This window comes from Tardiphaga sp. 813_E8_N1_3 (assembly GCF_051811025.1).
GTDB lineage: Bacteria > Pseudomonadota > Alphaproteobacteria > Rhizobiales > Xanthobacteraceae > Tardiphaga.
Window position 1 is genome coordinate 912,909 of sequence record NZ_JBPWQE010000001.1, and the last position, 21,508, is coordinate 934,416.

General features: G+C 61.6%; 20 protein-coding genes. 11 read left to right on the forward strand and 9 right to left on the reverse strand.

All coding sequences use genetic code 11. From position 1 onward, the window contains the following. Nucleotides 1–154: 154 nt before the first annotated feature. The 7 genes from AB8A33_RS04300 to AB8A33_RS04330 form a co-directional block, all read right to left on the reverse strand. On the reverse strand, nt 155–1,813 hold the full coding sequence (locus tag AB8A33_RS04300; RefSeq protein ID WP_439091572.1) for a urocanate hydratase: 1,659 nt from the start codon (nt 1,811–1,813) through the stop codon (nt 155–157). A gap of 22 nt (nt 1,814–1,835) precedes the next feature. Continuing rightward, on the reverse strand, nt 1,836–2,924 hold the full coding sequence (locus tag AB8A33_RS04305) for a DUF917 domain-containing protein (RefSeq protein ID WP_439091573.1): 1,089 nt from the start codon (nt 2,922–2,924) through the stop codon (nt 1,836–1,838). A 64-nt stretch (nt 2,925–2,988) separates the two neighbouring features. Next, complete coding sequence (locus tag AB8A33_RS04310) at nt 2,989–4,368, reverse strand: dihydroorotase (RefSeq protein ID WP_439091574.1); 1,380 nt, start codon at nt 4,366–4,368, stop codon at nt 2,989–2,991. A 64-nt stretch (nt 4,369–4,432) separates the two neighbouring features. Beyond that, complete coding sequence (locus AB8A33_RS04315; RefSeq protein ID WP_439091575.1) at nt 4,433–5,092, reverse strand: amino acid ABC transporter permease; 660 nt, start codon at nt 5,090–5,092, stop codon at nt 4,433–4,435. After that, nucleotides 5,092–5,793 (reverse strand): amino acid ABC transporter permease, encoded by a 702-nt coding sequence (locus tag AB8A33_RS04320; protein WP_439091576.1) that lies wholly within the window; start codon nt 5,791–5,793, stop codon nt 5,092–5,094. Before AB8A33_RS04320 ends, AB8A33_RS04315 begins: the two co-directional genes overlap by 1 nt. A gap of 3 nt (nt 5,794–5,796) precedes the next feature. Then, nucleotides 5,797–6,558 carry an amino acid ABC transporter ATP-binding protein gene (locus AB8A33_RS04325; RefSeq protein WP_439091577.1) on the reverse strand — a complete coding sequence of 254 codons (762 nt, stop codon included), beginning with the start codon at nt 6,556–6,558 and terminating at the stop codon, nt 5,797–5,799. Beyond that, nucleotides 6,555–7,388, reverse strand: a complete 834-nt coding sequence (locus AB8A33_RS04330; protein ID WP_439091578.1) for a transporter substrate-binding domain-containing protein — start codon at nt 7,386–7,388, stop codon at nt 6,555–6,557. The genes AB8A33_RS04325 and AB8A33_RS04330 overlap by 4 nt, the downstream gene beginning before the upstream one ends. Nucleotides 7,389–7,555: 167 nt before the next feature. Here AB8A33_RS04330 and AB8A33_RS04335 point away from each other — a divergent pair, with 167 nt between their 5' ends. The 6 genes from AB8A33_RS04335 to AB8A33_RS04360 all read left to right on the forward strand — a co-directional run bounded on the left by AB8A33_RS04335 (nt 7,556) and on the right by AB8A33_RS04360 (nt 13,657). Then, entirely contained in the window at nt 7,556–8,776 is a 1,221-nt protein-coding gene (locus AB8A33_RS04335) for a LysR family transcriptional regulator (protein ID WP_439091579.1), read from the forward strand. Nucleotides 8,777–8,955: 179 nt separating this feature from the next. Next, complete coding sequence (locus tag AB8A33_RS04340) at nt 8,956–10,164, forward strand: ABC transporter substrate-binding protein (RefSeq protein WP_439091580.1); 1,209 nt, start codon at nt 8,956–8,958, stop codon at nt 10,162–10,164. Nucleotides 10,165–10,320: 156 nt separating this feature from the next. Beyond that, on the forward strand, nt 10,321–11,193 hold the full coding sequence (locus AB8A33_RS04345) for a branched-chain amino acid ABC transporter permease (protein ID WP_439091581.1): 873 nt from the start codon (nt 10,321–10,323) through the stop codon (nt 11,191–11,193). Between the two features lies 1 nt (nt 11,194). Beyond that, nucleotides 11,195–12,199 carry a branched-chain amino acid ABC transporter permease gene (locus AB8A33_RS04350; protein ID WP_439091582.1) on the forward strand — a complete coding sequence of 335 codons (1,005 nt, stop codon included), beginning with the start codon at nt 11,195–11,197 and terminating at the stop codon, nt 12,197–12,199. Continuing rightward, nucleotides 12,192–12,950: an ABC transporter ATP-binding protein gene (locus AB8A33_RS04355; protein ID WP_439091583.1), complete on the forward strand. Its 759-nt coding sequence runs from the start codon at nt 12,192–12,194 to the stop codon at nt 12,948–12,950. The genes AB8A33_RS04350 and AB8A33_RS04355 overlap by 8 nt, the downstream gene beginning before the upstream one ends. Next, nucleotides 12,950–13,657, forward strand: coding sequence for an ABC transporter ATP-binding protein (locus AB8A33_RS04360; protein ID WP_439091584.1), 708 nt, complete (start codon nt 12,950–12,952; stop codon nt 13,655–13,657). The genes AB8A33_RS04355 and AB8A33_RS04360 overlap by 1 nt, the downstream gene beginning before the upstream one ends. A gap of 4 nt (nt 13,658–13,661) precedes the next feature. Here AB8A33_RS04360 and AB8A33_RS04365 read toward each other — a convergent pair whose 3' ends face one another. Further along, nucleotides 13,662–14,084: a hypothetical protein gene (locus AB8A33_RS04365; protein ID WP_439091585.1), complete on the reverse strand. Its 423-nt coding sequence runs from the start codon at nt 14,082–14,084 to the stop codon at nt 13,662–13,664. A 47-nt stretch (nt 14,085–14,131) separates the two neighbouring features. After that, nucleotides 14,132–15,043 carry a helix-turn-helix transcriptional regulator gene (locus AB8A33_RS04370; protein ID WP_439091587.1) on the reverse strand — a complete coding sequence of 304 codons (912 nt, stop codon included), beginning with the start codon at nt 15,041–15,043 and terminating at the stop codon, nt 14,132–14,134. A gap of 158 nt (nt 15,044–15,201) precedes the next feature. On the opposite strand from AB8A33_RS04370, the gene AB8A33_RS04375 reads away from it, so the two are divergent. The 5 genes from AB8A33_RS04375 (at nt 15,202) to boxB (ending at nt 21,452) form a co-directional block, all read left to right on the forward strand. Continuing rightward, a complete protein-coding gene (locus tag AB8A33_RS04375; RefSeq protein ID WP_439091588.1) occupies nt 15,202–16,752 on the forward strand; it encodes a benzoate-CoA ligase family protein in 1,551 nt (516 codons plus the stop codon). 21 nt (nt 16,753–16,773) lie between these two features. Next, on the forward strand, nt 16,774–17,592 hold the full coding sequence (locus tag AB8A33_RS04380; RefSeq protein WP_439091589.1) for an alpha/beta fold hydrolase: 819 nt from the start codon (nt 16,774–16,776) through the stop codon (nt 17,590–17,592). 12 nt (nt 17,593–17,604) lie between these two features. Continuing rightward, complete coding sequence (locus AB8A33_RS04385; protein WP_439091591.1) at nt 17,605–18,099, forward strand: DUF309 domain-containing protein; 495 nt, start codon at nt 17,605–17,607, stop codon at nt 18,097–18,099. Between the two features lie 113 nt (nt 18,100–18,212). Beyond that, a complete protein-coding gene (boxC, locus tag AB8A33_RS04390; RefSeq protein WP_439091593.1) occupies nt 18,213–19,901 on the forward strand; it encodes a 2,3-epoxybenzoyl-CoA dihydrolase in 1,689 nt (562 codons plus the stop codon). Nucleotides 19,902–20,006: 105 nt separating this feature from the next. Continuing rightward, on the forward strand, nt 20,007–21,452 hold the full coding sequence (boxB, locus tag AB8A33_RS04395) for a benzoyl-CoA 2,3-epoxidase subunit BoxB (RefSeq protein ID WP_439091594.1): 1,446 nt from the start codon (nt 20,007–20,009) through the stop codon (nt 21,450–21,452). The last annotated feature ends 56 nt before the right edge of the window (nt 21,453–21,508 follow it).

The window sequence follows — 21,508 nt, forward strand, 5'->3', positions numbered from 1 at the left end:
CCGGTGCGCGATCCCTGCGCTCCCTGAATTTTTCGATTTTCGCGTCTGTATAATGGGCGGCTTGGACCGTGAGCTGGCGCGAAACGACGTTTGCGAGGCTTCCGCAGGCGCGGGCTCTCGCCTGACTCGCCGAAGAGTGGTCGGAACGACTGGTCTAGAGCTGGATATGCGGGACGCGCTTGAGCGAAACCTCGTCGATGGCCTCACTATATCCGGCATCCGCATAGCGGATGACACCAAGGCCCGTGTCATTGTCGAGGCTCATGGCGAGTCGTTCTGCCGCGGCGGCCGTGCCGTCGGCGATCAGGGTGACCCCGGCGCTGGTCATGTAGCCGGCATAGCCGCCGCCGCCGGAATGAACGGCGACGAGATCGGCCTGGGATGAACACAGCGCCATCGCGTCGAGCAGCGGCCAGTCAGCGATGGCATCTGAACCGTCGCGCATGTTCTCGGTCATGATGTTTGGATGCGCCATGCCGGCGGCGTCGAGATGATCGCGCGAGAAGGCGACCGGTCCCTTAAGCGTGCCATTGGCGACGAGTTCGTTCACGCCCAGCGCCAGTTCGCTGCGCTCGCCATGGCCGAGCCACGCGATGCGGGCCGGTAGGCCCTCGAAAGGCACGTACTGGCGAGCGAGCTTGATCCAGTTCGAGACGATCTGGTTGTCGCCGAACAGGCGCAGGACGAGATCGTCCATGGCAGCGATATCCCCGGGATCGCCCGACAGCGCCATCCAGCGGAACGGACCGATAGCGCGCGCAAATAGCGGGCGCAGATAGGCTTCCGTGAAAATGGGAATATCGAAGGCATTTGCGACGCCGCCGTCCCTGGCATGGGTACGAATGAGGTTGCCGTTGTCAAAAACCTCGGCACCGCGCGACTGGAAGGTCAGCATGGCGCGCACATGGGCGACGATCGAGGCGCGGCTTTCTTCCATCAACTGCTCGGGGGCAGTCTTGCGCATTGCCCGCGCTTCTTCCAGCGAGCGGCTGCGTGGCACATAACCATAGACGAGATCGTGCGCGGCCGTCTGGTCGGTGACGATGTCCGGGATGATGCCGCGATAAGCGATCTCGGGATAGATATCGGCGGCATTTCCGACAAGGCCGACCGACAATGCGCGACGCTCGGCCTTTGCGGCGGCGATCATCTCCAGCGCTGAATCAAGATCCGCCGCAATGACTTCGAGATAGCCGATTTCCTTACGCTTGCGTGCGCGCTCCGGATCGATGTCGACGGTGAGGATCGCCGCACCGGCCATGCGCCCGGCGAGCGGCTGTGAGCCGCCCATGCCGCCGAGCCCGGCGGTGAGGATGAAGCGCCCGGCGAGCGTGCCACCGAAGCGGCGCTCGGCAATGCGCATGAAAATCTCGTAGGTGCCCTGAATGACGCCCTGCGAACCGATATATTGCCACGCCCCGGCGGTGAGGCCGCCCCAGCAGATCAGGCCTTTGCGCTCGAGCTCGTAGAAGATCTCGGCCTTCGCCCATTGGCCCACGATGTTGCAATTCGCCATGATCACCAACGGCGCCTTGGCGTGCGTACGTAGCAGTCCGACCGGCTTGCCCGATTGAATGACCAGCGTCTGGTCTTCTTCCATCGTCATCAGCGCCTGCACGATGGCCTTGTGCGCCGGCCAGTTGCGGGCCGCGCGGCCCAGCGCGGCATAGACAACCAGGTTCGACGGATCCTCGCCGACCGCCAGCACGTTCTCCAGAAGCCGTAACAGCCCTTCCTGCCGCCATCCCCTGGCGCGCAGTTGCGGGCCGCCGGGAATGGGAAAGTCGGGATGGCGTGGGTTTGCGGATGTCATGGCGGACTCCGGTCGTGATGCCTCAAGCCAGTGCGTAACGTGCGATCTCGATGCCCATGGCGCGCTCGACGGATGGATAGACCGCCGGGTCCTTGACGCTGGAAGCGAGCGGAATGATCGTCTTCGGCACGTGGAACAGATGCACGTTCATGCCGACTTCGAGATGGCCCACGCTCATCGGCTCGGCCTCGTCGGACAGTGTGGCGATGATGTCCGGGAAGGTCGCGAGGCGCTTACCATTTGCGTCTACGATGGCCATATATTCATTCATCACATGCAGTGTGATGGCCTTGTCGCCGCTACCGATGGTGAGCGTGCCGATATCGAAGGCTTCCGGTGTGTAGACGACATTCTTCGCGGTGATCTTGCCGCTGCCGAGGATGGAGCCGCCAGTATCCTTGCAGATCGCATCGATCACAGCAGAAGGCCCCTTGGATTCAGCAGCGAGGATCGCTTCGCCGAGGCGCAGCGCCAAAGAGATGCCGCCCAGCGCAGCGTTGTCGCGCACATAGGACGCGCGGACCGGATTGCGGCAGGACGCGATGAAGCCGCCGGACATGTCGCCGGCGGTGCGCAGGATCGGCGACACCTTGGCGGTGGCGCCGCGCACGGTGAGTTCGATATAGCGGTTCTCGGCGCGGTTGCCGCCGGCTGCGGTCTGGATCATCGGCTCGGGCGAACCGGCGAGGCCGATCGAGCCCATGTCGCCGGTCGGATGCGCGCGCATGTCGCCGACGGCATCGACTACCTTGGTGCCGAGCAGGGCCGACGGCAGCCACGCATTCATGGTGGAGGACTTGCCGTTCTGGCCGATGATGAGGCCTTTCAGCGGTTCACCCAGCGCGTCCTGCAGCAATTGCACGGCGCGCACATAATCCTTGCCCTGCATTTCCCAGGCGGTGGTCGATGCCGGCGCGCCGATGGCGGCTGCAGTAGCCACCCAGTCATCGTCATCGAGTTCGTCGATCGATACGAGTTCGGGCTTGCCGACGAGAATGGCGGCGCGGCCGAGCATACGACCGTGATCTGCCCAGCCGCCGCCACCGGCAGCGTAGACACCGCCGCCGCGCACGGCGGCTTCAATATCGCGTTCGGTCAGAATACGTCCCATTGGAATGTCTCCTCGGCAGATGTTCTTGTGTTCAATATGTGGTCGGTGATCGGAACGGCGGGCGTCACGCCACCGACAGTCGCTCCGGGAGCAGCAGCGGTGGCCGCACGAATTGTCCGCTGCCGGGCTCGGCGAGAACCTTGCTGCCGTCGAAGGCAAGCTGGCCGCGTACGTAGGTCGCAGCCACGGTCCACGGCAGCGTGATGCCGTTATAGGGCGACCAGCCGACGACATTGTTGCCGCTTGCGGCGCCGTCATAGACGATGGGCTTGTCCACCAGCACGGTGATGTCGGCGTCGAGGCCGGGCGCCAGCGCGCCCTTGCGATCGTCGATGCGGAAATGCCGCGCCGGATTGAATGACATCAGCTTCGCGGCATGGGTCAGCGGCAGCTTGCGTTCGACGAGGCCCTTTACCAGCAGCGGCACCATGGCTTCGAGGCCGGGGACGCCCGATGCATTGGCGAGCATGTCCGGATTGATCTTGCGATCCTCCGACCAACTGACGTGATCGGTCGAGACCAGCGAGACACGCCCGGCTGCAAGCTCCGCCCACAGCGCCTCGACATCGGCACGCGGGCGCACCGGCGGATTGATCTTGGCCTTGCCGCCCAATCGAGAGACATCATTCTCCTCGTCGAGCACGAGATAGTGGATGCAGCATTCCACCGTGGCGTGATGACCCTCAGAACGATACCACGCCGCAATGTCGTAACCGCGTGCGACAGAGCAATGCACCACATGGGCGGGACAACCGGTCTCGGCACCGGTCTCATAAATCTGCAGCATCGCCAGGATTTCGGCGAGCGGTGGGCGGGACATGGCATGGGCACGCCAGTCGGTGACGCCCTTTGCCTTCACCTTGGCGACGGCATCGCGGATGAATTCGTCGTCCTCGTTGTGGACGCCGGCCGCGAGGCCGGTCGGCGCAATGGCGGCGAAACAATCGGCGAGCAGCGGCGCGGGGATGCGCGGAAAGCGCTTCGGGTCAGTGCCGAAGGTGGAGAACTTGAAAGCGGCGACGCCGGCCTTGGCCTGTTCGACAATGCGCGCCGGACCTTCCTCGGGATCGATGGTGCCATAGAGTGCGAAGTCGACGCGCGCTTGCTTGCTCGCATGGGCGATCTTGCGCTCGACCGCAGCCGCTGAACAAACCAGATCGCCTTCGTCATAGGGCATATCGACGATGGTGGTCACGCCGCCGGCTGCAGCGGAGCGCGTCGACCAGATGAAATCTTCCTGATTACGCTGCGACAGCGAGTGGACCTGCGCGTCGATGGCGCCCGGCAGGATCATGCCGGACTTGAAATCCTGTCGCTCGCGCGCGGCAGGCGGTGTGCCTTCGCCGACCGCTCCCACGCGCCCGTCGCGGACCGCGACCCAGCCGTTCTCGATGATGCTGTCGTGACCGATCACCTTGCCGGTGAGAACCAGATCGAAATTCATGTGTAACTCCACATTCGCCGCCGGCGAGCCGGCTTGTCGTGATGGCCCTGCGGGACCGTATGTTCTAGAGCCTGTGCTCGAGCCGCGCGATCAGGCGCACGACCGGCAACAACAGGAGCAGATAGATGATGGCCGCGAGGATCAGCGGCGATGAATTGTAGGTGAGCGAGCGCGCCAGATTGGCGGAATGCAGCAGCTCCGGCACCGAAATGACGCTGGCCAGCGTTGTGAGCTTGACCAGCTCGACCGTGTTCGAGAGCAGATCGGGCAGCACGTTGCGGATAGCCTGCGGCAGCGTCACGTAAAGCAATGTCTGTGTGGCGGAGAGTCCGGTGGATCGTGCGGCCTCGCGCTGGCCCTTGGGCACGCTGACCATGCCGGCGCGATAGATCTCGCCGTAGTAACTTGCCGAATTGATCAGGAAGGCGACGGCGACTGCTACCAGCGCGGGCACGCGCAGCCCGATAAAGGGCAGGCCCGCATAGACGAAGACCAGCAGCACCAGCGGCGGAAAGGCGCGGAAGAAATCGACGGCGGCGATCGCCGGCCAGCGCAGCACGCGATAGGAACTGGTGGTGAGCAACATCACGAGGATGCCGCTGACGAGCCCGATCGGGATCAGGAACGAGCACAGCAGAAGCGTCTGCAGCAGTCCCTGCAGCAGGAACGGCGCGACTTTCGCCATGACGTCGAGATTGAAGAACTCCTGGGTAAACTGCTCCATCAGTGCTCACCCCACCGATAGTTGCGTTCGAGCGTACGGGAGGCGATCACCAGCGGGATGAACACCAGCACATAGAGCAGGGCGCCCATGGTGAGCGGTGTCGCGTTGGCGGACATCGACAGCGCTGAATTGGCGCGGCCGAGAATCTCGTTGACGCCGATAGCGCTGCCGAGCGCGAGGTTCTTGGTGATGGAGATCGCGCGGTTGGTCAGTGGTGGGATGCCAAGGCGAACGGCCTGCGGCAGGATCACGTAACGCAGGGTTTGCGCGAAAGTGAGGCCCGTGGAACGTGCGGCCAGCCATTGGCCCTTGGGTACCGAGGTGATGCCGGCCCAGAAAATCTCCTCCGCGAATGCGGCGAGCACGGCACCAAGCGACATCCACAGCACGACCAAGCTGGGCAGCACGATGCCGATATTGGGAAATCCGAAGAACAGGACCAGGATGATCGCCAATGGCGGCAGGGAGCGGAAGATATCGACGAACACGATGATGAGGAAATTGACGGGCTTCCAGCCGATCGCCCGGAGCGCCGCGAGGCCGAAGCCTGCACCGATACCTGTGATGACCACTGCGAGGCCGGCAAGGATGGTAACGCCGGCGCCCTGCAGGATCTCCCAGCCATACTTCATCGCGATATCCGCGTTGAAGAAGGTGAAGACGAAGCGGTCCCAGTTGCTCATCGCGTCGGCGGCGGTCATGGCCTAGTGCCTGATCTGCGCGAGAAAACGTTTGGTACGCTCTTCCTGCGGCCGCAGGAAAATGTCTTCGGCGCTGCCCTGTTCGATGACGAGACCGCCATCGAGGAACACGACCTCGTCGGCGGCTTCACGGGCGAAATTCATCTCGTGGCTTGCGATGACCATGGTGATACCGCGGTCGCGCAAGTCCTTCACGACGGCGAGCACGCTGCCGACCAGTTCCGGGTCGAGCGCCGAAGTCGGTTCGTCCATCAGGATGATCTTGGGATTGAGTGCTAGCGAACGCGCGATGCCGATGCGTTGCTGCTGGCCGCCCGAGAGTTGCGCGGGATAGGCGGCCGCCTTGTCGGGCAGGCCGACCAGCGCCAGCATCTCCCCGGCACGGGCATTGGCGTCGGCGGTGCTCATGCCGGCAACCTTGCGCAGGGCCAGCGTGATGTTCTTCTGCACGGTGAGATGCGGATAGAGATTGAAGCTCTGGAATACCATGCCGATCTGTCGCCGCGCCGCGTTGATATCGGTGCGCGGCGACAAGAGATCGACATTGTCCATGATGATGGAGCCGCCATCCGGCTCCTCCAGACGATTGCAGCAGCGCAGCAAGGTACTCTTGCCCGAGCCGGATGGGCCGATCAGAAAGACCAGCTTGCCCGGCTCGACCAGAAGATCGACGCCCTTCAGGACTTCGGTGGTGCCGAAGCTCTTCCGGACGCCGCGTGCTTCGAGCAGATAGCGGGGCACAGGCGCTGCTGCTGCCGAACTCATGAACAGGTCGGCTTCTGCTCGGTCGCGTCATAGCCCGCAACGCCCGGTGCGCCATAGCCGGGATAGATGGTGGTGGTCGCGGAACCGGCCTCCGGCTCGACACCGAACCATTTTACATAGAGCTTCTTCAGCGTGCCGTCCTGCTTCATGCAGACCAGCGCGTCTTCGAGCTTGTTGCGCAGTTCGGTATTGCCGTTGCGCAGCGGCATGCTCCAGACGAGGCCCGTCTTGTAGAGATAGGCGTTCTTCAGCCGCGGATTGTTCTTCACGATCCAGGCGACGACGGTGGCGGCCGAGATGTTGGCGTCGGCACGGCCGGCGAGCACGGCCTGCGCCGCGTCAGTGCTGGTGGCGAAGGATTCCGACTTCCAGCCATATTTGGCGGCATTGTCATTGACCCATTTCTCGTAGATCGCGCCTTTCTGCACGGCGATGGTCTTGCCGGAGAGATCTTCGAGCTTGGTGATGGGAGGTGCCGAAGCCAGCGTCATGAAGCGATAGTCGGCGTCGACGAAGCCTTCCATGAACAGCAACTGCTGCGCGCGCTCGGGCGTGACGGTGACCACAGCGGCGAGGAAGTCGTAGGTGCCGGCCTGCAGCGCCGGAAGGAGACCGGCGAATTGCGCGCCTTCCACCGTGATCGGGCGTTTGATGCGCTTCGACATTTCATCGACGACGTCGATATTGAAGCCTTCGAGGCCGCCCGACAGTTTGGGCATGGCATGCGGCGCGAAGGTTGAGTCGATCGCAGACTTCAGCGGTTCCTGAGTCTGAGCGAATGCGGGGCTGGCAAGGGCCAGAAGCCCAGCGGCAACGATCATTGCTTTCATCGAACACCTCCATTGGCGCGGCCAGGCCAAGCCGGCATCTGGCTCCGCGGTCCCTGTCATGAAGGCTAACGCAATTGCGCAATGGGGGGATATCCCATTTGATGGACATCCTATACGCTCTCGCTGCAGCGCAGAAAAATTCGACTACAAACCCGGATGACTATGGAATGGACATTGCGACCTTGGTGATGACAGCCGTGGTGCTTCGTTGCGGCAATGTGCGTGAGGCCGCGCGCCAGCTGAATCGGGCGCCGAGCACGATCTCGGCGGCGGTGAAACGGTTCGAACGCTCCATTGCAGCGCCACTACTGAACCGGGCGGGTGCGGCAAGCTTTCTTACGCTCGAAGCGCGGCGCATGCTGAACGACATCGAAGCGGCGTCGGATATCGCGCGCGCGATGATCGCGCCGCGTCTGGCCGCGGATGCTGCGCTTGCCTTTTGCGCCTCACGGGACATCAGCCTCACGGCCCTTCAACGCGTCGCGCTGGTCGCCGAGACCGGCAGTGTACGGCGCGCTGCACGTATCATTCGCCTCGGTCAGCCGCAGCTCGCGCGACAGATTGCGCGGGTGGAAGATGAGCTTGGCCGCGTGCTGTTCGATCGATCGCGGGTCGGCGTCACGCCAACGACTGCGTGCCAGTTGCTGATCGCATCGCTCGGCGAACTTGAGAAAACCATGCAGCGATTGTCGCGGCGTGCGCGCGAACGTTTCCGTTCGACCAATGCCACGATCAGGCTCGGGGCGGTGATGCCGCTCGGTCACGAAAGCAATGTCGCGCGACTGCTGGCCTTTCTGGTCGCCGCCTGGCACCGGGATCGGCCGACGCAGCCGCTGTTTGTCACCAATGGTACGGCGGAGGATCTGCTCACCGGCCTGAAGGACAAGCGCTGCGATGTGGCGCTGATCGACAGCGATACGATCCCGGCTGATGTCTCGTCCCGCGCGCTGGTGCGATCGAAGCTTGTGGTTGTCGGCGCACGCGAGGTGCTGGGCGATGAACCCGATGTCATGCGGGTGCTTCGCCAGCAGCCGCTTGCGCTACCGAGCCGACGCACTGGCCTCGGGCAGGCCGCCCACAGGCTGCTCGCGCAATTGCTGCCTCAGGCAGAGATCGATGCGCTCACAATCACGGAAATCGACTCGATCCCGATCATCGCCAACCTGATGCTGGATTTTGGCTTCGTGTCGGTCCTTCCTGAAAGCGCGCTTGTGTCGTTCGATGCACGCCTCGTGGCGCTGTCGGTCGATCCCGGGCTTGAACTTATCCTGTCGCTGATCTGGGTGCAGACCGAAGGCGCGCGGCGTGGCGCCCGGTCCATTCTTGCCGCCTTGCGCAACTATGCGCCGGCAACACCGGCAGCCTCCATGATGGTCAACAGCGACTGATTTGAATGAGCGTAGCTACCCGCTGTCGCCGACTATGAATTATAATTCTTGATCTTTTCCAATTTCGTGCATTATGCTGCAGAGATGCGAGCGCGGGTGGAGGGCATCCCACCTAGCGTCAATCTGCATTGGTAGGCCGGATCAACCGGTCATCAATTATTCCGAGGGGAGACGAGTCGATGACCACCAAGGGGTTTCTGCGTCCGTTGACGCGGCGCGCCATGCTGTCCGGAACCGCCGGTGCAGCAACATTTATTGCGACGTCACCGCTTCATAGCCCGGCCATTGCGCAGAATGCGCCGTTGAAGGTGGGGATGATGCTTCCCTACACCGGGACCTATGCGAAGCTTGGCCAGTTTATCGATGACGGCTTCCGCCTCTATGTCGAACAGAAGGGCGGCAAGCTCGGCGGGCGCGAGATTGCATTCGTGCAGGTGGACGATGAATCGAAGCCGGAAGCAGCCACCGACAACATGAACCGGCTGGTCGGCCGCGAGAAGGCTGACGTCGTTGTCGGGACTGTGCATTCCGGCGTGGCCATGGCCATGGTCAAGGTCGCGCGCGACACCAAGACGCTGCTGATCATTCCGAATGCCGGCGCCAATGATGCGACTGGTCCGGCTTGCGCGCCGAACATCTTCCGCACGTCGTTCTCGAACTGGCAGAGTACCTACCCGATGGGCAAGGTGATGGCCGATGCCGGTATCAAGAACGTTGTCACGATTACATGGCGTTACACGGCCGGTGCCGAGATGATCGGCGCCTTCGCTGAGAACTTCACCAAGAACGGCGGCAAGATCGTCGCGGACCTGACGGTGCCATTTCCGGAAGTAGAATTTCAGGCGCTGATCACGCAGATCGCGCAGTTGAAGCCGGATGCCGTGTTCAGCTTCTTTGCAGGCGGTGGTGCGGTGAAGTTCGTCAAGGACTATGCGGCGGCGGGCCTGAACAAGACCATCCCACTTTATGGCGCAGGTTTTCTGACCGACGGCACCATCGAAGCGCAGGGTGAAGCCGCCAAGGGTATCAGGACGACGCTGCATTACGCGGACAATCTCGATAATCCCGCCAATCTCGCCTTCCTCAAAGCCTTCAAGGCCAAGACAGGCAAGGATGGCGATATCTACGCCGTACAGGGCTACGATGGCGCGGCGCTGCTGGATATCGGGCTGACGGCTGTCGGCGGCGACTTCAATGCGCGCGACAAGATGATCGCGGCGATGGGGGCTGCGAAAATCGACAGCCCGCGCGGACCGCTATCCTTCAACAAGGCGCATAACCCGATCCAGAACATCTATCTGCGCGAGGTTCGCAACGGGCGTAACGAGATGATCTCGGTCGCCCAGGCCGATGTCGACGATCCCGCGCGGGGCTGCAAGATGACCTGAAGCATTCGTTGCGCGGTCAGTCGATGGAGATCGAATCGTCGAAGCCTGTTGCGCGCAATACCCTCCTTGAAGGAGGTGGCGCTGCGCAGCGAGGTACGGCCTCATGCTTGATTGCGCCGGCGACTGAAGGTGGCCCGCCGTGGTTGGATTGATCTGATGGACCTCATCACACTAGGCGTTCAGTTGCTGAATGCGGTTCAGTACGGCGCGGTCCTTTTCCTTGTCGCAAGCGGTCTGACCCTGGTGTTCGGCATCCTGGGGGTCATCAATCTCGCCCATGGTGCCTTCTATATGCTCGGCGCCTATCTGGCTTACTGGATCACGTTGATGACCGGCAGTTTTGTCGTTGCCCTGCTTGGCGGCGTTCTGGTTGCCTTTGTCGTCGGTATTCTGCTTGAGACCGCCTTCGTTCGTCTTCTCTATGGCCGGGATCATCTGGCACAGGTGCTGCTCAGCTTCGGCCTTATTCTGGTGATCGACGAAGTCAGGCAGTTGCTGTTCGGCAAGGACGTGCACGCGGTCGCCCCGCCCGCGTGGCTATCGGGATCGATCCAGCTGACCGACAACCTGTCCTATCCGGTTTACCGGCTGGCGATCTGTGTGTTCTGCCTGATGGCGGCACTCGTCATCTTCTTCGTGATCGCGCGCACCAAAATCGGCATGATCGTGCGGGCGGGCTCGGAAAATCGTGAGATGGCGCGCGTGCTCGGCATCAAGTTCGACCGGGTCAATCGCTACGTCTTCGCCGCTGGCATCGCGCTGGCGGCGCTCGGCGGCATCCTGATCGCGCCGATCTCGACAGTGTTTCCCGGCATGGGCGATGGCATGCTGATCCTGTCCTTTGTCGTGGTCGTGCTCGGCGGCATCGGTTCGGTCGCTGGCGCCGCCGTCGGCGCCCTGCTGATCGGGCTCACAGATACGTTCGGAAAGGTGTTCTTTCCCAGCGTTTCCAGCATTCTGATCTATGTGGTGATGGCAGCCGTGTTGCTGTGGCGGCCCAGTGGAATTCTCGGACGCCAGGATGCTTGATATGAGCATGCCCAATCTGCGGGTCCGATTGTTCGGCATCGCCTGTCTGGCTATGGCGATTGCGCTGCCATTCTATGTATCGACCTATTACACGCAATTCTTTGCCAAGGCGCTCATCATGGGCATGCTGGCCATGTCACTGAATCTCGTGGTCGGCCATGGGGGTCTTGTGAGCCTGTGTCATGCAGCGTTTTTCGGTCTCGCAGGATACGTGCTTGCGCTGTTGTCGCCCCGTTATGATGCGGCGTCGCTGTTAACGACGCTTCCAATTGCGATCCTGTGTTCCGGTACGGCGGCCCTGCTGATTGGCGCACTGGTGCTGCGCACCCGCGGCGTCTATTTCATCATGGTGACGCTCGCCTTTGGCGAGATGCTGTTCTTCTTCTTCCACGATACCAAATTCGCGGGGGGATCGGATGGCATCTCCATCAACATCCGGCCCGAGATCGCCATTGCCGGCCGCCAATTGCTCGATCTCGACAAGCCCATGACTTTCTACTTTGTCGTGCTGGGTTTCCTGGTGGGCGTGATCGCTCTGCTCGCAATCGTGGTCCGCTCACCTTTCGGGAGGGCGCTGGCAGCAGCCCGGGACAATGAGCGCCGGGCGCGGTCGCTCGGCTTTCCGATCTTTCGCCTCCGCCTGACGGCATTTACCCTGTCTGGCGCGCTGGCGGGCGTTGCCGGCTATCTGGCCGCGGCCCAGTTCGGCTTCGTCGCGCCGCAGATGCTGGGATGGCACCAGTCGGCGACAATCCTGGTCATGGTGCTGATCGGTGGCTTGCGCTCGGTCACCGGGCCGCTCGTCGGTGCGCTGGTTCTGATCGGCATGGAAGAAGTGCTGAAGGCGCATCTCGACAACTGGAAGCTTGTCGAAGGCTTGATCATCATCGGCATCGTCATCCTGCTGCCCAATGGCGTCCGGCAGATCTGGTCGATGGTGTTCGGGGCGTCGCCGCAACGCGCGGCCGAAATCAAGCCTGCAGCTGCGGAAGCCCGTCATGCATGACATTGCGCTACGTGCCGCTGGATTGCAGAAGCGCTTCGGAGGCCTCCTGGCCGTCTCCGATGTGTCGATCGATATTCGCGCCGGCGAGATCCATGCGGTGATCGGCCCGAACGGTGCCGGGAAATCCACGCTGATCAATCTGCTGGCCGGCGAATTGCTGCCGACGTCGGGTGAGGTCCTGCTCAACGGTGCGGATATCACGTCGTTGTCGCCGGACCGCCGCGCGCGTGCTGGCCTCGGCCGCGCCTATCAGAAGACGACGTTGTTTGCGCAGTTCAGCGTGCATGAGAATGTGCGTCTTGCGGCGCAGGCCCGTTCAACCGCGCCGCTCCGGATGTTTGGCGGCACGCGGTCCGACCGGCCATACCTTCAGTTGGTCACCGATGCGATCGACCGGGTCGGGTTATCAGCACGGTCGCAGATCATTGCCGACAAACTGAGTCACGGCGAACAGCGCCAGCTCGAAATCGCGATGGTGCTGGCGACCAATCCGCAGGTCATTCTGCTCGACGAGCCGCTGGCCGGCATGGGGCCATCGGAAGCGCGAGGCATCATTGGATTGATCGCGTCGCTGAAGGCAGATCGTGCGCTACTGGTGGTGGAGCACGATATGGATGCGGTGTTCGAACTCGCAGACCGGTTGACGGTGATGCAGGACGGCCGTGTCATTGCCACAGGTTTGCCTCAGGACGTGCGCGTAGATCCTGGTGTGCGCGCCGCTTATCTCGGGGCTGATGGAGGCATCGCGTAATGGCCTTGCTGGAGGTGGAAAAACTCGATGCCTTTTACGGCGCCAGCCAGATTCTGCACGGCGTCGATCTGACCTTTGCGCCCGGTGAGCAGGTCGCGCTGATCGGCCGCAACGGTATGGGCAAGACCACGCTGCTGCGTTCGCTGATGGGATTGATGCCGCTTTGTCGCGGCAGTTTGCGCTTCCACGGCCATGATATCCGCAATGCAGCGCCTGAAACGATCGCGCGATGCGGCATGGCGCTGGTGCCGGAGGGGAGGGGCATTTTCGGCTCGCTGTCGGTCACCGAAAATCTGGTGATGGCTGCGCGACGGGGAAATCACGAGCGTCAGTCCTGGACCCTGCCGAAAATCTTCGAGCTGTTTCCGCGTCTGCACGAACGCCGCAACAATGGAGGGCATCAATTGTCGGGAGGTGAGCAGCAGATGCTCACCATCGGCCGCGCGCTGATGACCAATCCTGATATGATCATGATCGATGAGGCCACGGAAGGTCTGGCGCCACTGGTGGCGCAGTCGATCTGGCAGACGCTGGCGATCGTTCGGGGCGAGGGCATCGCGACCATCGTTGTTGACAAGGATTTCCGGAGTCTGGCGAAAGTCGCCGACCGAATGGTGATCCTGTCGAAGGGCTGCGTGGTGTTCGACGGTACGCCGGCGGCATTGGCCGCGCAGCCGGACGTGCTGGAACGCCATCTCGGCGTTTGACCAATCAGGCGACGACGACGGTCAACGCATCGTCATTGGCCGCAATAATATTGTCGGAAAGCGGTTCCGGCCATTGCACCACGAGGCGGCCGAACAGATCGTTGAGCTCTTCCCGGTCAATGGCGTCGTAAAAACAGGGCGTCGTGGCGCGCGCGATGAAGCTGTGTAGCAGGTGCGCGGCATCGTAGTCATAGACGATATCGCCGGGAACGCTTCCCGGCTTGCGCAGCAGGAAGGTTCGCAGGCTTGTCAGGCGTGCCTGCCCGCCGTCTGTTGCGGCAAAGGAGAGCACGGCTGCTTGATGCGCAATGCGTGGGCCGTCCTGCATCCGGTCATACATTGGCAACGCGTTGGCGCTGATGACATCGGCGAGATCGCGGAAATCGCTTGAGACATCTTCGGAGTGCAGGGTGTTGCGGATCGCCATCGCGCCGATGGGATCGAAACCGCGTGCCTGCAGAAGCTCGCCCAGTGTCACGACGCAGCGCTTCTCAGTCCGAAGGCCTGGGCATTTGTGTTCAACACACGCGACACCGCGCCGACCAGTTGCGCTGCAGCCTTGTCCTTGCTGAGGCCGGCCGTATCGACAATAGCGGAGGCGCGGGCGTAGAGCGGCTCACGGCTCAGCAGGATTGTGCGCAATTCCTGCATGGCGGAGCGGTCGTCCGCCATCGGGCGCAAGTCACCCTGGTGGCGAACGCGCGCCATATGTTCTTCCGGCTTGGCCTTGAGCCAGATCGTGTAGAACGATGACAATACGCGATCGAAAGTCACGGGTTCCGAGACAATGCCGCCGCCGGTCGCAAGGACGATGGGCTCCTTGCGCCCCAACAGGCCGTTCAGCGCAGCCTGTTCCATGCGGCGAAAGCCCTCCTGTCCATAGAGCGCGATGATCTCGGCGACCGATAGTCCGTTGTGCTGCTCGATCTCCTTATTGAGCTCGACGAAGCTCCAGCCGATCTTGTCCGCCAGCAATTTCCCAAGCGTCGATTTTCCGGCGCCGCGCAGCCCGATCAGGGCGATGCCGCTGAATGACATATAATTCTGGAACGAACTGTGCCCGCGTCCGGCGAGAACATCCTTAGCTTGGGCGATCTGGTTCGGTGTCGCGTTGCGAACGAGGTCTCGAATGACCGGCCACTCCGTTGTCGGTTCGTCCGCCGGTATCAGATCTTCGAGATGGGCACCCATGGCGCCGGACACCCGGCGCAGCAGCACGATAGACACGTTGCCCTTGCCGCTTTCCAGTTGCGCGATGTAGCGCTCCGAAATCCCGGACACTTTTGCCAGCACCTTTCGCGACATGCCGCGCAGGCCGCGCATGGTGCGGACACGCTGACCGAGCTGTTCAAGAAAGGCGGTTTCGGGATCGGCCTGGTCGGTCATGTGGCGTGCGTGCTCGCAGAGGATTTCAGGAAAGATAATTCCGGATGCGATTGACAGCAACCGGAGTTGGTGACTTTATATGAATTATAATTCAAAAGAGACGATAGGGAGAGCACCGTGAGCAACGGTTGTGGAATCGCCCAAGGTGCAAACGCATCATGAGTGGGCCGTCCAGTTCTTACAATGCGGTGACCTGGCTTCTCGACCGCAACATCGATGAGGGCCGCGGCAGCAAGCTCGCCTTTACCGATACAGTGACCGAACTGACCTATGGCGACCTGCAGACAAAAAGTTGCCAACTGGCCAATTTGCTGAAGCGGCTCGGCGTCCGACGCGAAGAACGCGTCGCGATGATCATGCTCGACACGGTCGACTTTCCGGTGGTGTTCCTCGGCGCGATCCGGGCCGGCATCGTCCCGGTGCCGCTCAACACTCTGCTGACCTCGGAGCAATACGCCTATGTGCTGGCCGATTGCCGGGCACGCGTGTTGTTCATTTCCGCAGCGCTTTTGCCGGCAGTCGACGACATGCTGGGTCGTTTGCCGGATCTTGAGCATGTGATTGTGGTCGGTGGCGCTGACAATGGCCGCAAGTGTCTGGCCGATGAAGTCAGGGATGAGAGCACAAGCTTCACCACGGTCGCGACCCATGCGGACGAGCCTGCCTTCTGGTTGTACTCGTCCGGATCCACGGGCATGCCGAAGGGGGTTCGCCATCTGCACGCCAGTCTGGAAGCAACGGCGACCACCTATGGCAAGCAGGTTCTCGGCATCCGCGAGGACGATGTCGGACTGTCTGCGGCCAAACTGTACTTCGCCTACGGCCTCGGCAACGCCATGACATTCCCCATGTCGGTCGGCGCCACGACGGTGCTCAATTCGGAGCGCCCGACGCCGGCCACCATGTTCGGCCTGATGCGCCGTTATCAGCCGAGCATCTTTTTCGGGGTGCCGACATTGTTCGCGGCGATGCTGAACGATGAGGCGTTTAAAACGGAAGTTCGCCTCCCGCGCCTGCGCATTTGCACCTCGGCTGGCGAGGCGCTGCCGGAGCCGGTGGGGAACGGATGGAAGAACCGCTTCGGCGTCGATATTCTCGATGGCGTCGGCTCAACCGAACTGCTGCATATCTTTCTGTCGAATGCTCCCGGCGATATCAAATACGGCACATCCGGCCGGCCGGTACCAGGCTATCGTGTGCGGCTCGTCGATGATGCGGGCCTCGATATTGCTGACGGAGAAATCGGCGAGTTGCTCGTCGATGCGCCGTCCGCCGGTGAGGGATACTGGAATCAACGCAGCAAGAGTCGTCGCACCTTCGAGGGTCATTGGACGCGCACCGGTGACAAATATGTCCGCGATGCCGACGGGCGCTATACGTTCTGCGGACGTGCCGATGACATGTTCAAGGTGTCCGGCATCTGGGTGTCTCCGTTCGAGGTGGAGAGCGCGCTTATCGCACATCCCGCCGTATCCGAAGCGGCGGTCGTGCCGGAGGCCGACGCCGAGGGGCTGTTGAAGCCGAAGGCCTTCGTGGTGCTGAAACCGAATGCCGTGCTTGAGGGCCTGCGCGAATCCTTGAAGGATCACGTCAAGCAACGGATCGGTCCGTGGAAGTATCCACGCTGGATCGAGATTGTCGATTCCCTTCCCAAAACAGCCACCGGAAAAATCCAGCGCTACAAATTGCGCGATGGAGCGGCGGTCTGAAACCGAGAGATGGATGACAAGATGAGTGCATTGAAATCTGCGGGACGGCTGACCATCGGTGCGTCCGAACTCGAATACCGCATGATTGGTCCGCAACCGGATGTGGCGCCGACCATCGTGCTGCTACATGAAGGGCTGGGCTCGGTCGCGCTGTGGGGCGACTTCCCGGACAAGCTTGAGGCGGCGACCGGGGCGGGCGTCTTCGTCTATTCGCGCGCCGGCTATGGCGCGTCGAGCCAGGTCGTGCTGCCGCGTCCGCTGGACTACATGCATGTCGAAGCACTCGACGTGCTGCCGCAGCTGCTCGATGCCATCGGCTTTCGCCGCGGCTTGCTGGTCGGTCATTCCGATGGCGGATCCATCGCGACGATCTATGCCGGCGGCATCCAGGATCACCGTATCCGCGGCGTCTCGATGATCGCGCCGCATTTCGTCGTTGAGGATGTTTCCGTCACGTCGATCGCCGAAATCAAGAGGGCGTACGAAGAGGACGACCTGAAAGCCAAGCTCGCGCGCTGGCATGATGACGTCGACAACGCGTTTTATGGCTGGAACGGCGCATGGCTCGATCCGCAGTTCCGCGACTGGGATATTTCCGACTATCTCGCTTATGTGCGCGTGCCCGTGCAGATCGTGCAGGGAGCCGACGATCAGTACGGCACCAGGAAGCAGATCGAGATCGCCGAGGTCGAATGCTATTGCCCGGTGGATGTCGAGATCATTCCCGGCGCTGCGCATTCGCCTTATCGCGAAGCCCCAGAGGCAACCTTGCAGGCCGTGGCCGATTTCGCCAATCGCCTGCTGCATTTTCACGGCGAGGGCGAATTACGCGCTGCGTAAGCGGGCATGATCGTGACTGTCACTCCTTCTCTCGCGATGCCGCGCTGGCCCTATCGGCTCGGCAAGCAGACGAAGGCTGATCACGACACGCTCGCGCTGGCCAAGGCACTGGTCCCGATGCGCTATGCAGGCTTCGTCCCGGCCAGTGATCCGGCGTTGCGCTATGGGCTCGCGCTCAACGATGCCGGCTTCTTCTGGGAGGCTCACGAAATTCTCGAGGCTGTCTGGAAGGTCGCGCCACAAAGAGGGCGCGACCGGATTCTGCTTCGCGCCTGCATTCAGGTTGCCAATGCCAATCTGAAACTCAGTCTGCAGCGGCCGCGGGCGGCACATCGATTGCTGCAGGAAGCGCTGTCCGAACTCGATGAACTCGCCATACGCCCGCGGGCAAGTATTGCCGGAAGCTTTTCCGAGCACTTTCCGGTCGCGGTGCTGGCGTCTGCGATCGCACATCAGCTGGCAATCGACGAGGCTGAGCGGGGTCTGATCATTATCATCCGGACATGAAAGAAAATGCATGTTTCCGTCCGAATCCTCTAGACGGTCCCGATATCATGAATTATTGTGCATATAACCAAGGCGCACAGCGCACATAAATCGAGACTGTCAAAGGGTGGAGCATGGCCGCAGAGCAACGCGTTCTCTCGAACGGCGCCAAATTTATCGACTTCCAAACCGATCCGTCGCGCTACCGCCACTGGAAGCTCAGTGTCGATAACGACGTTGCAACGCTCACTATGGATGTTGATGAGAATGGCGGTCTGTTCGAGGGCTATCAGCTCAAACTGAATTCCTACGATCTTGGCGTCGATATCGAACTGGCGGATGCCGTGCAGCGGCTTCGCTTCGAATATCCGGAGGTCAAGGTCGTGCTGCTACGCTCCGGCAAGAACCGGGTGTTCTGCGCTGGTGCCAATATCCGCATGCTGGCCGGCGCTACTCACGCCCACAAGGTCAATTTCTGCAAATTCACCAACGAGACTCGCAACGGCTTTGAAGACTCGAGCGAAAATTCCGGCCAGCGCTTTATTTCAGTGATCAATGGTACGGCTGCGGGTGGTGGCTATGAACTGGCGCTGGCCACCGATCACATCATTATGGCGGATGATGGCTCTGCGGCGGTGGCGCTGCCGGAAGTGCCGTTGCTCGCGGTGCTGCCGGGCACCGGCGGCCTGACCCGCGTGGTCGACAAGCGTAAGGTGCGCCGCGATCACGCCGATTATTTCTGCACTATCGAAGAAGGTATTAAGGGCAAACGTGCGGTGGCGTGGCGGCTGATCGATGACATCGTTGCCAACAGCAAGCTGGAAGCGAAAGTCGCCGAGCGCGCCAAGGAGTTTCTGGCGACGTCAAAGCGCAACGGCACGGGCGAGGGCCTCAAGCTGCCGCCGCTGAACCGCCGCTTCGATGACAGCGGTATTCGTTACGGTCTGGTCAATGTCGATATCAATCGCGCAGAGCGAATTGCGACCATCTCGATTAAAGCGCCTGACGCGGCGACGCCGTCGGATATCGACGGGATGATGGCGCAGGGCGCTGCCTTCTGGCCGCTGCAGGTGGCGCGCGAACTAGACGACGCCATCCTGCATCTGCGGATCAATGAACTTGAGACCGCCATGCTGGTGTTCAAGTCGCATGGCGACGGCGCCAATGTGCTGGCCTATGATGTCTTCCTCGAAACGCACAAGGCGCATTGGCTGGTCAACGAGGTCCGGCAATACTGGAAGCGGGTGCTGAAGCGTATCGATGTGACGTCGCGCACGCTGGTGACGCTGGTCGAGCCGGGCTCGTGCTTTGTCGGCACGCTGGCCGAACTCGTCTTCGCGGCCGACCGCTCCTACATGCTGGTCGGCCAAAAGCAGGGCGACAACCGTGCGCCGCCGGCGATCGTACTGAGCGCGATGAATTTCGGGCCTTACCCGATGAGCCACGGACTGACGCGGCTACAGTCGCGCTTCCAGGCCGATCCGGAGGATGTAACCCGCGCGAAAGCGAGGATTGGTGAGCCGCTGGATGCGGAAACCGCCGAGCAGCTCGGGCTCGTCACCTTCGCGCTCGATGATATCGACTGGGATGACGAGGTGCGTGTGTTCTTCGAAGAACGCTGCAGCTTCTCACCCGATAGCCTCACGGGCATGGAAGCCAATCTGCGATTTGTCGGGCCGGAGACTATGGAATCGAAAATCTTCTCGCGGCTGACGGCCTGGCAGAACTGGATCTTCCAGCGACCGAATGCGGTCGGCGAGAACGGCGCGCTTGGACGTTACGGCACTGGCCAGAAGGCGCAGTTCGACATGACGCGCGTGTAAGCCCCCGCAACTGGAACAGCGCGGCCATGTGTCACTCTTTGGATAAATGCAAGTCGGTGGCTTGCCCAATTCGAACGATCACAAATACAGCGGGAGATCCCAGTCATGAACATCATGAATGTCGACTACAGCACCAAGATTCCGAACAACGTGAATCTGGCCGAGGATCGCCAGGTGCTCAAGGCGCTGGAGGGATGGCATCCCGGCTATCTCGATTGGTGGAACGACATGGGGCCTGAAGGTTTTCAGGAATCCCTCGTCTATTTGCGCACCGCGATATCAGTCGATCCCAAAGGCTGGGCCAAGTTCGACTATGTGAAGATGCCTGAATATCGCTGGGGCGTGTTGCTGGCGCCGCAGGACACCGAGCGCAAGGTGAATTTCGGACGACACATGGGCGAACCCGCCTGGCAGGAAGTCCCCGGCGAATATCGCGCGATGCTCCGCCGCCTCGTGGTGATCCAGGGCGACACCGAACCGGCCTCGGTCGAACAGCAGCGCCATCTCGGTCAGACCGCGCCGTCGCTCTATGATTTGCGCAACCTGTTTCAGGTCAATGTGGAGGAGGGGCGCCATCTCTGGGCGATGGTCTATCTGCTGCAGAAATATTTCGGCCGCGACGGCCGCGAGGAGGCCGATGATCTTCTCCGTCGCCGCTCGGGCGATGCCGATGCGCCGCGCATGCTCGGTGCGTTCAATGAGGCCACACCGGACTGGCTGTCTTTCTTCATGTTCACCTTCTTCACCGACCGCGACGGCAAGATGCAGTTGGAGAGTCTCGCGCAATCCGGATTCGACCCGCTGTCGCGGACCTGCCGCTTCATGCTGACCGAGGAGGCGCATCATATGTTCGTTGGCGAGACCGGCGTCGGCCGCGTGCTGCAGCGAACCTGCGAAGCGATGAAGGCGGCGGGGATCGAGGATCCCAACGCCATCGAGAAAATCCGTGCGCTCGGCGTGATCGACCTGCCGACCATGCAGAAGAAGATCAACCTGCATTATTCGCTGTCCCTCGATCTGTTCGGCTCCGAAGTATCCACAAATGCCGCGAATTTCTACAATTCCGGTCTGAAGGGGCGTTTCCAGGAGACCAAGATCGAGGATGATCACCAGCTCACCAATGACATCTATCAGGTGCTGAAATTTGTCGACGGTGAGATCAAGCTGGTCGATGAACCGGCGCTCACCGCGCTCAATATGCGCCTGCGCGACGATTACACGGTGGATTGCGCCAAGGGTGTCGAGCGCTGGAACAAGATCATCGAGAAGGCCGGCGTCAATTTCCGCTTCGATTTGCCTCACACCGCATTCCATCGCCAGATCGGTGAATTCCGCGATGTGAACGCTTCGCCGAAGGGCATCATCATGAGCGATGCCGCCTGGGCGAAAGCCAGGAATGACTATCTGCCGTCCGTTGACGACGGTGATTTCATCGCGTCGTTGATGACACCGGTCAGCGAGCCCGGCAAGTTCGCCAGCTGGATATCGGCGCCGAAGGTCGGCATCGACAACAAGCCGGGCGATTTCGAATACGTGAAGATTGCGGCCTAGCACCGTCTGCGTGCGGCGAGCGGGCTTTCGTCAAGGTCGCTTCGCCGCATGCCGAT

Coding starts and splice junctions, on each gene's coding strand:
- AB8A33_RS04380 (WP_439091589.1), top strand. CDS start 16,774: ATGAGTGCATTGAAATCTGCGGGACGGCTGACCATCGGTGCGTCCGAA.
- AB8A33_RS04375 (WP_439091588.1), top strand. CDS start 15,202: ATGAGTGGGCCGTCCAGTTCTTACAATGCGGTGACCTGGCTTCTCGAC.
- AB8A33_RS04365 (WP_439091585.1), bottom strand. CDS start 14,084: ATGGCGATCCGCAACACCCTGCACTCCGAAGATGTCTCAAGCGATTTC.
- AB8A33_RS04340 (WP_439091580.1), top strand. CDS start 8,956: ATGACCACCAAGGGGTTTCTGCGTCCGTTGACGCGGCGCGCCATGCTG.
- AB8A33_RS04305 (WP_439091573.1), bottom strand. CDS start 2,924: ATGGGACGTATTCTGACCGAACGCGATATTGAAGCCGCCGTGCGCGGC.
- AB8A33_RS04330 (WP_439091578.1), bottom strand. CDS start 7,388: ATGAAAGCAATGATCGTTGCCGCTGGGCTTCTGGCCCTTGCCAGCCCC.
- AB8A33_RS04355 (WP_439091583.1), top strand. CDS start 12,192: ATGCATGACATTGCGCTACGTGCCGCTGGATTGCAGAAGCGCTTCGGA.
- AB8A33_RS04370 (WP_439091587.1), bottom strand. CDS start 15,043: ATGACCGACCAGGCCGATCCCGAAACCGCCTTTCTTGAACAGCTCGGT.
- AB8A33_RS04315 (WP_439091575.1), bottom strand. CDS start 5,092: ATGGAGCAGTTTACCCAGGAGTTCTTCAATCTCGACGTCATGGCGAAA.
- AB8A33_RS04360 (WP_439091584.1), top strand. CDS start 12,950: ATGGCCTTGCTGGAGGTGGAAAAACTCGATGCCTTTTACGGCGCCAGC.
- AB8A33_RS04310 (WP_439091574.1), bottom strand. CDS start 4,368: ATGAATTTCGATCTGGTTCTCACCGGCAAGGTGATCGGTCACGACAGC.
- AB8A33_RS04345 (WP_439091581.1), top strand. CDS start 10,321: ATGGACCTCATCACACTAGGCGTTCAGTTGCTGAATGCGGTTCAGTAC.
- AB8A33_RS04300 (WP_439091572.1), bottom strand. CDS start 1,813: ATGACATCCGCAAACCCACGCCATCCCGACTTTCCCATTCCCGGCGGC.
- AB8A33_RS04335 (WP_439091579.1), top strand. CDS start 7,556: ATGGACATTGCGACCTTGGTGATGACAGCCGTGGTGCTTCGTTGCGGC.
- boxC (WP_439091593.1), top strand. CDS start 18,213: ATGGCCGCAGAGCAACGCGTTCTCTCGAACGGCGCCAAATTTATCGAC.
- AB8A33_RS04320 (WP_439091576.1), bottom strand. CDS start 5,793: ATGACCGCCGCCGACGCGATGAGCAACTGGGACCGCTTCGTCTTCACC.
- AB8A33_RS04350 (WP_439091582.1), top strand. CDS start 11,195: ATGAGCATGCCCAATCTGCGGGTCCGATTGTTCGGCATCGCCTGTCTG.
- boxB (WP_439091594.1), top strand. CDS start 20,007: ATGAACATCATGAATGTCGACTACAGCACCAAGATTCCGAACAACGTG.
- AB8A33_RS04325 (WP_439091577.1), bottom strand. CDS start 6,558: ATGAGTTCGGCAGCAGCAGCGCCTGTGCCCCGCTATCTGCTCGAAGCA.